9 protein-coding genes are annotated in these 10,401 nt (G+C 64.0%); 8 read left to right on the forward strand and 1 reads right to left on the reverse strand.

The annotated features are described in order from the left end of the window. Positions 1–23: 23 nt before the first annotated feature. Positions 24–932 carry a helix-turn-helix transcriptional regulator gene (locus QQL24_RS29335; protein ID WP_284315854.1) on the reverse strand — a complete coding sequence of 303 codons (909 nt, stop codon included), beginning with the start codon at positions 930–932 and terminating at the stop codon, positions 24–26. On the opposite strand from QQL24_RS29335, the gene QQL24_RS29340 reads away from it, so the two are divergent. The 8 genes from QQL24_RS29340 (at position 927) to QQL24_RS29375 (ending at position 10,300) form a co-directional block, all read left to right on the forward strand. Then, the gene (locus tag QQL24_RS29340; RefSeq protein ID WP_284315855.1) at positions 927–2,342 is read left to right on the forward strand and encodes an amidase; all 1,416 of its coding nucleotides are present in this window, start codon (positions 927–929) and stop codon (positions 2,340–2,342) included. The two genes, QQL24_RS29335 and QQL24_RS29340, sit on opposite strands and share 6 nt — an antisense overlap. A 500-nt stretch (positions 2,343–2,842) precedes the next feature. Beyond that, a complete protein-coding gene (locus tag QQL24_RS29345) occupies positions 2,843–3,679 on the forward strand; it encodes an ABC transporter ATP-binding protein (RefSeq protein ID WP_284315856.1) in 837 nt (278 codons plus the stop codon). Continuing rightward, positions 3,669–4,598 carry an ABC transporter permease gene (locus QQL24_RS29350; RefSeq protein ID WP_284315857.1) on the forward strand — a complete coding sequence of 310 codons (930 nt, stop codon included), beginning with the start codon at positions 3,669–3,671 and terminating at the stop codon, positions 4,596–4,598. Before QQL24_RS29345 ends, QQL24_RS29350 begins: the two co-directional genes overlap by 11 nt. A gap of 362 nt (positions 4,599–4,960) precedes the next feature. Beyond that, positions 4,961–5,710: an ABC transporter permease gene (locus QQL24_RS29355; RefSeq protein WP_348536506.1), complete on the forward strand. Its 750-nt coding sequence runs from the start codon at positions 4,961–4,963 to the stop codon at positions 5,708–5,710. 32 nt (positions 5,711–5,742) lie between these two features. Then, complete coding sequence (locus QQL24_RS29360) at positions 5,743–6,741, forward strand: ABC transporter substrate-binding protein (protein WP_284315858.1); 999 nt, start codon at positions 5,743–5,745, stop codon at positions 6,739–6,741. Between the two features lie 102 nt (positions 6,742–6,843). Beyond that, positions 6,844–8,298 (forward strand): dihydropyrimidinase, encoded by a 1,455-nt coding sequence (gene hydA, locus QQL24_RS29365; protein ID WP_284315859.1) that lies wholly within the window; start codon positions 6,844–6,846, stop codon positions 8,296–8,298. A 130-nt stretch (positions 8,299–8,428) separates the two neighbouring features. Continuing rightward, positions 8,429–9,028, forward strand: coding sequence for a DUF1349 domain-containing protein (locus tag QQL24_RS29370; protein ID WP_284315860.1), 600 nt, complete (start codon positions 8,429–8,431; stop codon positions 9,026–9,028). 33 nt (positions 9,029–9,061) lie between these two features. Continuing rightward, complete coding sequence (locus QQL24_RS29375; RefSeq protein WP_284315861.1) at positions 9,062–10,300, forward strand: M20 family metallo-hydrolase; 1,239 nt, start codon at positions 9,062–9,064, stop codon at positions 10,298–10,300. Positions 10,301–10,401: the final 101 nt, after the last annotated feature.

The following is a 10,401-nucleotide window of genomic DNA, read 5'->3' on the forward strand; positions in this document are numbered from 1 at the left end:
CCCAAGCGCGTGACGCGGAGGAGTCAGGGCTGCGGGGCCTGTTGCGCCAGGAACAGGCGGAAAAGCTCGCCCTGGCTCGATATTTTGAGTTTCGCATAGGTATGCCGCCGATGCACCTTCACGGTTTCGGGCGAGAGCGAGAGAAGGGCGCCGATCGAGATGGTCGAATGGCCTTTCAGGATCAGTGCAACGATCTCGCGTTCGCGTGTCGTCAGCAACGGGTGGGAGAGGTGCGCTGTCGGCGTCTCGCCCGGGGCCGACGCGATTCCTTCGGAAATCCGCCAGTGACGCGCGGCCAGGGCACATACCAAATCAGCCGCATCCCCGAACTGTTCGATCTCACGACGACCGAACATGGTGGTTGCCCCGACCCGGCTGATGGACAGGACACCGATATGTCCGCCGGTCAGGTCCAGCACAAAACCGATCTCGTCGACAATCGTGGTGGAGGCATAATGGACACGGTAATATTCCGATTGCCTGAAGGAATCCGGCGCGATCTCCTGCATGACGATCAGAGGCGCCGCGCTATCCTGGTAGATCGCGTCGTAGAACGGATCGAGGACATAGGCACCCGCCAGATACTGATCCACGATGATCGACCGGTCGACAATGTCGCATTCGTTGTAAAGATCCAACGCCCGTCGATCGGGCGTGTAGCGAAAGCCATTCATCATTTCGAACGGGGCGATCAGCCGCAAGGCCGCCTGCAGGCGGGTCGGAAATTCCGGCGAGCCCACGGCGCTCGCCGCTTCGCCCATCTTCCGGTTCCAACTACGGAATAACGACGCCATCTCGACCAATCTCCGCCCGCCCGCCTCGTGCTGCCGGCCGATGCCCCGATCCGGCATCGTGTCAAAGCGATGTAGGGTGGACAACCTGCAATAAGAGCCATCCAGCGCCACCACAAGGGAGTTGACCGGATCATGCAAAATCGAGTCCCACGCCAATCCGGCGGCCACCTGCTCGATCTGCCGGCCACAGCCATCGCCGGCGCCATACGCCGCGGTGAGGCCAGGGCCGAGGACGTCGTCGGTGAGTCCCTGCGTCGTGCACGAGCCATTCAGGATGACCTTAACGCCTTCACGCTAATTTGCGAGCAGCGGGCGCTCGCCGCCGCCCGCCGCGCCGACGAGGCCGTCCGGGCGGGCTTGCCGACAGGCGCACTGCATGGCGTGCCCTTCGCCGCCAAGGACATGACGCCGACCGCGGGTGACCTCACCACGCTCGGCTCCTGGAGCACGGGGGAGGGCGTGCCGGAGCGGACGGCCCTCTGCATCCGCCGGCTGGAGCTCGAGGGCGCCATCCTCATCGGCAAGACGACGACGCCGGAATTCGCCTATTCAAGCTTCACCAACAGCCCCCGCTGGGGCATGACCCGCAATCCGCACGACCGTACCTGCACCAGTGGCGGCTCGTCGGGCGGCTCCGCCGTGGCCGTAGCCACCGGCGTCGTTCCCCTGGCGGAGGGAAGCGACATGGGCGGCTCGGTACGCATCCCGGCTGCCTTTTGCGGTGTCGTCGGCCTCAAGCCCAGCCTCGGCCGTATCCCGATGACGATCCTGCCGAGCGTCTTCGACAACATCTCGCATTTCGGGCCGCTGGCGCGCACGGTGGGGGACGCCATCGCCTTCATGGCCGCCACGGCCGGGCCGAGCGACGAGGACATCCAGTCGCTGCCGCTTGTCTTCGACACGCAGAGGGCCCGCTCCGGCAATCTTGCAGGCCGGCGCTTCGCCCTGTCGATCGACCTTGGCTTCTACGCCGTCGAGCCGGCCGTCGAGAGCGGTATCCGCGCTGCCGTGCGGGCCATGGAAGAGGCGGGGGCGCGGATCGACGAGGTGCCGCTCGTCTGGACGAGGGCAGTTGCCGACCAATGGTTCGACCTGTGGTGCGTCTTCATGTCGGCCTATTTCGGCAAGAGCCTGGACGACCATCGCGAGCGCATGGACCCGGCCGTCGTGTCGATGATGGAACGCGGTCACGCCATGGATGCCACCAGCTACAAGCGGGTGGAGCTGCTGCGCACCGCCATGTGGCAGGACATGCGCAAGCTGTTCGAGACCTATGACGCCCTGCTTTGCCCAACCTGCGCGATCACGGCGCCACCGGTTGGTGCGACCGACGACGATTTTGTCGGCACCCTGCCTGATGGCCGCTACAACGGCCTCGACATGACCTGCCCCTTCAACCTCGTGCCGCAATGCCCGGCTCTGTCTCTTCCGGTGCCCTCGATGGGATCGCTCCCGGTGGGCCTGCAGATCGTCGGCAAGCGCTTTGCGGACGAGGATGTTCTCGCCATGGCGCTGGGCGCAGAGAGGGCCATGGCCCCGCAACAGTGATGGGTGCCAGCCGGTAGGGCCAACCTGCGCCGGCCGGGACAGTTGTCAAAAGCGGATGGAGTCGCCATCGGCGACCGCATCCGCGCATCCTCAATGTGGAACTCTTACAAAAGGGGTTGCCTATTTTTTGTCCATGCGGTCAATATTCGTGCTGACTGTGGGCAGCATCCGGTTTCGAGAGGGCCGCTCCGCTTGGGAGCGGCCTTTCTTTTTCGTATGCAAGTCGCCTTGTCGCCGGTTTCAAATATTCCAACCGGGGCAGGGAGGCGGTAACGTGATAAAATACTGACTCTGCTGAACATGGCACGATCATTGCTGTGAACAGGCGGTCGGAAGCCAAGGACGGAGCGGCCTCGAGCGAGCCGTAACCGTTCGATAAAGCAAAATGCGTTCAGGTAGGAGCGGATTTCCAAGTTAGCGCATCGGCATAAAAAGCATTTTGCGATTCTTGGTGATTCGATCTGAAGGCAAGACGCGATAGAACCAGGGGTAAGGCCGGCATGCAAGTTGAGGGCGTAGATCGGGATCTTGGCGGCACGGCTGATGCAGCGCCGGCCGGCAAACCGGTGATCTCGGTCGAGGATTTGTCGCTGACCTTCGAGACCGGCGATGGCCCTGTCTATGCGCTCTCCAGCGTCGACCTCACCGTCAACGAAGGCGATTTCGTCTCCTTCATCGGCCCTTCGGGCTGCGGCAAGACCACCCTCCTGCGCGTCATCGCCGATCTCGAGCGCCAGACCTCGGGCTCGATCAAGGTCAACGGGCTGACCCCGGAACAGGCCCGGCTTCAGCGCCACTACGGCTATGTCTTCCAGGCGCCGGCGCTCTATCCCTGGCGCACCATCGAGCGCAACGTCATGCTGCCGCTCGAAGTGATGGGCTTCCCGGCGGCCGAGCGGAAGGAAAGGGCGGCCAGGAACCTCGAGCTCGTCAATCTCAAGGGTTTCGAGAAGAAGTTCCCCTGGCAATTGTCCGGCGGCATGCAGCAACGCGCTTCGATCGCCCGCGCGCTCTGCTTCGATCCTCACCTGATGCTGATGGACGAACCCTTCGGTGCGCTGGACGAGATCGTGCGCGACAAGCTCAACGACCAGCTCCTGCATCTGTGGCGCACCACCAGGAAGACGGTGGTGTTCGTCACCCATTCGATCCCCGAGGCGGTCTATCTCTCCACCAAGATCGTGGTGATGTCGCCTCGCCCCGGGCGTATCATCGATATCATCGACTGCAATTTCCCACGCGACCGCACGCTCCACATCCGGGAAACGCAGGAGTTTCAGGAGGTGGCGCATCGGGTGCGCGACGGGTTGCATGCGGGGCATTCCTATGACGACTGACGTCATGCCCGTGCGTAGCGCACCCTCGCTCTGGAGCCGCCTGATGGCCGGCAAGGCCGGGCCGGTGACGGTGGTGGTGCTGGCGATCTTCGCGGTGTGGTATCTCGCCTGCCTGCCGATGAACGGGAGCGCCCTTCAGCGCGCCATGCCGGATATGGCAAGCCGCTCCGTGATCGAGCGATTCATCGCCGCGATCAACCTGCCGGACGGCAATCTCGCCGCGCCGCACCAGATCATCACGGCGATGGTGCAGGGCATCTTCTTCGAGCCGCCGCTGGGACGCCGCAGCCTCGTCTACCATGGGCTGATCACGCTCTCCGCGGCGCTGTCGGGCTTCGTGCTCGGCACGGTGCTCGGCATCGTGCTGGCCGTGCTGATCGTGCATTTTCGCTCGATGAACAAGAGCCTGATGCCCTGGGTAATCATCTCGCAGACCATCCCGATCCTGGCGCTGGTGCCGCTGCTCAACGCCATCCTCGGCAAGCTCGGCCTGCCGATCATCGTACCCAAGGCGCTGATCGCGACCTATCTCTGCTTCTTTCCTGTCACCGTCGGCATGGTGAAGGGACTGACGTCGCCCGACACCATGCAGCTCGATCTGATGCGCACCTACGACGCCTCCAAGTGGCAGACCTTCTGGAAGCTGCGCTGGCCGGCGGCGACGCCCTTTCTGTTCGCGAGCTTGAAGATCGCCATCGCCGGCTGCATCGTCGGCGCCATCGTGGCCGAGATGCCGACGGGCGCCCAGGGCGGCCTCGGCTCGCGGCTCCTTGCGGGCTACCAGTACAACAATCTGCGCCTGGTGTTGTGGGCGGCGCTGTTCACCGCCGCGCTACTCTCGGCGCTGTTGATCAGCGTCATCGCCCTGGTCGAGCGGCGCGTCTTGGTTTCGATGGGCGTGCGGGGAGGGGGGGAATGACGACCTTCCAATCCCGTGGCTTCGTGATTTCAGGACTGTTGATGCTGCTCGGGGTGGCGTTGTCTTTTGTTTGGGGTAGGGCGACCTTATCCCCCACAACAATCATATTTGTCCCGGCGGGCCTTATGATCGACGCCGGGCTTCGCCGCTCCGCATCTCGGTTCAGCCGTCAAGTCTCCTGGCTGGTACTCCTTGCCATTACGGCTTTTGCCCTGACCTCCGAGGTTAGTCTGGATGGCGTCGCAGGAAACGCGGGCTGGGATTTCTGGCTGAAGGCGATTGGCGTTTGGCTAGCTGCCTGGATGATGGTGGATACCATCGCTAATGATGGAGACGGCAATGGATCTTCGCGCTGGAAGGATTTGACGCCTCCCATCCTCTTCGGCCTCACACTTCTGTTCTTATGGGAATGGGTCGTCGTCGGCTTCGGCATCCCGACCATCAATCTGCTCGCACCCTCGGCCATCGGCACGGCGCTTGTCCGCTATGCCGATACGCTCACCCGGGATTTCATCTGGACCTTCCTGCATGAGGCGCTGCTCGGCTGGCTGCTCGGTTCCGGCGCGGGCTTCCTGGTGGCGCTGGTGGCTGACCGCATCCCCTTCCTGCGCCGCGGCCTGCTGCCGCTCGGCAATGTCGTCTCCGCCTTGCCGATCGTCGGCATCGCGCCGATCATGATCTGGTGGTTCACCTATGACTGGCCGTCCAAGACAGCGGTGGTGATCGCCATGACCTTCTTCCCCATGCTGGTCAACACCGTGGCGGGGCTGGCCTCGAGCGGCGCGCTGGAACGCGACCTGATGCGCTCCTACGGCGCAAGCTACTGGTCGACCCTGACGCGCCTTCGTCTTCCGGCTGCCATGCCCTTCATCTTCAATGGCCTGAAGATCAACTCGACGCTCGCCATGATCGGTGCAATCGTGGCCGAATATCTCGACGGGCCGACCATCGGCATGGGCTTTCGCATCAACACCCAGGCGGCGCTGTCGCAGACCGACATCGTCTGGGCCGAGATTGCCGTCGCCATGGTGGCGGGCTCGATCTTCTACGGCATCATCGCGCTCATTGAACGGGCGGTGACATTTTGGCATCCCTCTTACCGGCGCGCATGACGCAGGATGAGGACAACAGAGGAGTGGACGGAATGAAGAAGGCACTTTTGGCGGGCGTTGCCTTTGCGCTCGGCCTCGGCGCGGTGACGGCTGCGCAGGCCGCCGACAAGGTCACGCTGCAGCTCAAATGGGTGGTGCAGGGCCAGTTCGCCGGCTATCTCGTCGCCAAGGACAAGGGCTTCTACAAGGATGCCGGCCTCGATGTTACCGTCGCCCCCGGCGGGCCGGATATCGCGCCGGAGACCGTGATCGCCAACAAGCAGGCCGACGTGATCGTCGACTGGATGCCCGCCGCGCTTGCCGCCCGCGAGAAGGGCGTGCCGCTGGTCAACATCGCCCAGCCTTTCAAGCGCTCCGGCCTGGAGCTGACCTGCCGTAAGGAAACCGGCATCAAGACCCCCGCCGATTTCAAGGGCAAGACGCTCGGCGTCTGGTTCTACGGCAATGAATATCCCTTCAACGCCTTCATGGGTAAGCTCGGCCTGAAGACCGACGGCTCGGCCGATGGCGTCAAGGTGATCAAGCAGGGCTTCAATGTCGATCCGCTCCTGCAGAAGCAGGCCGACTGCATCTCGACCATGACCTACAACGAATATTGGCAGGTGATCGAAGCGGGCGTGAAGCCGGAGGACCTGGTGGTGTTCAACTACACCGATCAGGGCGTCGCCGTGCTCGAAGACGGCCTCTATGTCATGGAGGATCGGCTCAAGGATCCGAAATTCGTCGAGACCATGGCCAAGTTCGTCAAGGCCTCGATGAAAGGCTGGGACTATGCCCGCGAGCACCCTGACGAGGCGGTGAAGATCGTGCTCGACAACGACGCTTCCGGCGCCCAGACCGAGGTGCACCAGACCAACCAGATCAAGGAAGTCAACAAGCTGACCGAAGGATCGGACGGAACGCTGGATCCGGCCGCGGCCGACATCACCGTGAAGACACTGCTTTCGGGCGGCGGCGACAGCCCGGCCATCACCAAGGCGCCGGTCGGCGGCTGGACCAGCGCGGTGACGGACGCCGCGAAGAAGCTTTGAGGTAAACTGGGAGCGCGGACATCCTGTCCGCTCTTCCTTTTTCTGCGAGCGCAACGTTTCCAAGAGCGGACGAGGACGTCCGCGCTCCCAGCGGAGGACTCCATGCCGATCCTGATCCGTGGCGGTGTCGTGGTGAACCACGATCATTCCAAGCCCGCCGATGTGCTCATCGATGGTGAAACCATCGTGGCGGTCGGCCCGAAACTCTCCGCCCCCGCCGGGGCCGAGATCATCGATGCCGATGGCTGCTTCGTCCTGCCCGGCGGCATCGACCCGCATACCCATCTCGAAATGCCCTTCATGGGCACCGTCTCGGCCGACGATTTCGAATCCGGCACGCGAGCCGCGCTTTCCGGCGGCACCACCATGGTGGTGGATTTCTGCCTGCCGGCGCCCGGCCAGTCGCTGCTCGCTGCCTATCAGGACTGGCGCCACAAGAGCGAGAAGGCCGTCTCCGACTACAGCTTCCACATGGCCGTAACCTGGTGGGACAAGCAGGTGTTCGACGAGATGGATACCGTGGTGAAGACCTACGGCATCAACACCTTCAAGCATTTCCTCGCCTATAAGGGCGCGCTGATGGTGAATGACGACGAGCTCTTCCACTCCTTCAGCCGCTGCGCCGGCCTTGGCGCCCTGCCGCTGGTGCATGCCGAGAATGGCGACATTGTCTTCCGCCTGCAGCAGCATTACATGGATCTGGGCGTCACCGGCCCGGAGGGCCACGCCTATTCCCGCCCGCCCGAGGTGGAGGGGGAGGCGACCAACCGCGCCATCATGATCGCCGACATGGCCGGCAGCCAGCTCTATGTCGTGCACACCTCCTGCCGCGACAGCCACGAGGCCATTGCCCGGGCGCGCGCCGCCGGCAAGCGCGTCTTTGGCGAGCCCCTGATCCAGCACCTCGTGCTCGACGATTCGGAGTATCAGAACAAGAACTGGGACCATGCCGCCCAGCGGGTGATGTCGCCGCCCTTCCGCAACAAGTCGCACCAGGATTCGCTGTGGGCCGGCCTGGCCTCCGGCTCGCTCCAGGTGGTCGCCACCGACCATTGCGCCTTCACCACCCAACAGAAGCGCATGGGCCTCGGCGATTTCCGCAAGATCCCCAACGGCACGGGCGGCCTCGAGGACCGCATGCCGGTGCTGTGGACGGCAGGCGTGAGGACGGGACGCCTCACCAAGGAGGAATTCGCGGCGGTAACCTCCACCAACATCGCCCGCATCCTCAACATCTATCCCAAGAAGGGGGCCGTCGCCGTGGGGTCGGATGCCGACCTCGTGGTCTGGGACTCCGCCGCCACCAAGACGATCCGCGCCAAGAACCAGTTCAGCCGCGTCGAATACAATGTGTTCGAGGGCTATGAATGCACCGGCTTGCCGATCGTGACGCTCTCGCGCGGCCGCATCGCCTGGAAGGACAAGGAGATCCGCGCCCAGAAGGGCGACGGCGCCTTCGTGCGGCGCGACCCCTTCCCGGCGGTGGCGGTGGCGAATGCGACCTGGAAGGAGCTGAACAAGCCCAAGCCCGTGTCGCGCATCGAGGTGACGCCGTAACGGGGGGCGGGTCTGAAGACCCGCCTTCATTGGCGCCGCCTGTGGTTCCGGGCTGGTCTGAAGACCAGCCCCCCCAGTCGCCCGCGTTTCCATGCCGCTGAGAAGACCGGCACACCAATTTGGTCCCGCCATGCCGACCTATGTCGAGCTCTCTCCTCTTCGTCTCGGGCGCTGGTTGAACGAACCGGCGCGCTGGGCGCTGGACGGTGAGACGCTCAACGCCGTCACCGACAAGGCCACCGATTTCTGGCGCGAGACGCATTACGGCTTCACGCGCCACAATGGCCATTTCTTCTTTCTCAACAGCGCCGGCGATTTCACGGCGGAGGTCCGCGTGCGGGCTCGCTTCGAGACGCTCTACGACCAGGCCGGGCTGATGGTCCGGCTGAACGAAGAAACCTGGCTCAAGGCAGGCATCGAATACAATGACGGGGCGCCCATGCTCGGCAGCGTGCTGACCGTTGGCCAGTCCGACTGGGCGACCGGCCCCTTCCTCGGTGATCCCGCCGATTTCCGCCTGCGCGTCACGGTTTCCGATGGTGTGCTGCGCCTGCAATATTCGTCCGATGGCCAGCATTGGCCCCTGGTGCGGCTCGCGCCCTTCCCAAAGGCTGCATCCTATCAGGTCGGCCCGATGTGCTGCACGCCCGAAAGGGCCGGGCTCCATGTTTCCTTCAGCGATTTCCGTCTCACGCCGCCGAGCGGCAAGGTACTGCACGATCTCACCTGATCGTTCCGTGCCCCATTCCAGAAAGGCTTGATCATGCTCACCAATCTCAACATCAATCCGCAGCGCCTGTGGGACAGCCTGATGGAGACCGCCAAGTTCGGTGGCACGGTGAAGGGCGGCATCAAGCGCCTTACGCTGTCCGACGAGGACAAGAAGGTGCGCGACTGGTTCAAGGCGCAATGCGAGGCGCTCGGCTGCACCGTGACGGTCGACGAAGTCGGCAACATGTTCGCCGTCCGCCCCGGCAGGAACAACGAGCTGCCGCCCATCGCCATGGGCTCGCATTTGGACACCCAGCCGACTGGCGGCAAGTTCGATGGCGTGCTCGGCGTGCTCGGCGCGCTGGAGGCCATGCGCACCATGCATGAGCAGGGCTACGAGACCAATGCGCCCGTCGAGATCGTCAACTGGACCAATGAGGAAGGCTCGCGCTACGCCCCCGCCATGCTGGCCTCAGGCGTGTTCGCCGGCGTGTTCACGCCGCAGTATGCCTATGAGCGCACCGACCGCGACGGCGTCACCTTCCTCGACGAGCTGGAGCGCATCGGCTATCGCGGCGTCGAGAAGGCCGGCGCCCACAAGTTCCAGGCCATGTTCGAGCTCCATATCGAGCAGGGGCCGATCCTCGAGGACGAGAAAAAGATGATCGGCGTCGTCACCGGCGTGCAGGGCATGCGCTGGTACGAGGTCACGGTCACCGGCCAGGATGCGCATACCGGCGCCACGCCGATGTATCTGCGCAAGAACGCCCTGCTCGGCGCCGCCCGCATCATCGAGGCGGTCGACGCCGTCGGCCAGAAGCACCAGCCTGGCGTCGCCACCGTCGGCCTGATCGAGAACAAGCCCAACAGCCGCAATGTCGTGCCGGGCGAAGTCTTCTTCACCATCGACCTGCGCCATCCCGACGAGGAGGTGCTGGAGGTGATGGAAAAGGAATTCCGTGCCGCGCTGGAGGATATTTTGCCGGCTATGAAGCTGATCTATGACGAAAAGCGCATCTGGAACTCGCCGGCGGTGAAGTTCGCGCCCGAGCTGATCGAATGCGTCGAGCACGGCGCGGAGAAGGCGGGCTTCGCCATGCGCAAGATGGTCTCCGGCGCCGGCCATGACGCGGCCTATATCGCTCGCGTGGCGCCCACCACCATGATCTTCGTGCCCTGCGAGGGCGGGCTCAGCCACAACGAGGGGGAGTCGACCAGCTTCGACGAATGCGCGGCAGGGGCGCAGGTGCTGCTCAATGCCGTGATCGAGCATGACCGGCGGCTGGCGTAATCTGGGAGCGCGGACATCACAGCGACATGCGCGCATGTCGCGATGTCCGCTCACTGGTGCACCTTAAGTGTTGAGTGCCTCGGGGCGGTAGCTGTGGTGCA

Source organism: Labrys miyagiensis (genome assembly GCF_030160835.1).
GTDB lineage: Bacteria > Pseudomonadota > Alphaproteobacteria > Rhizobiales > Labraceae > Labrys > Labrys miyagiensis.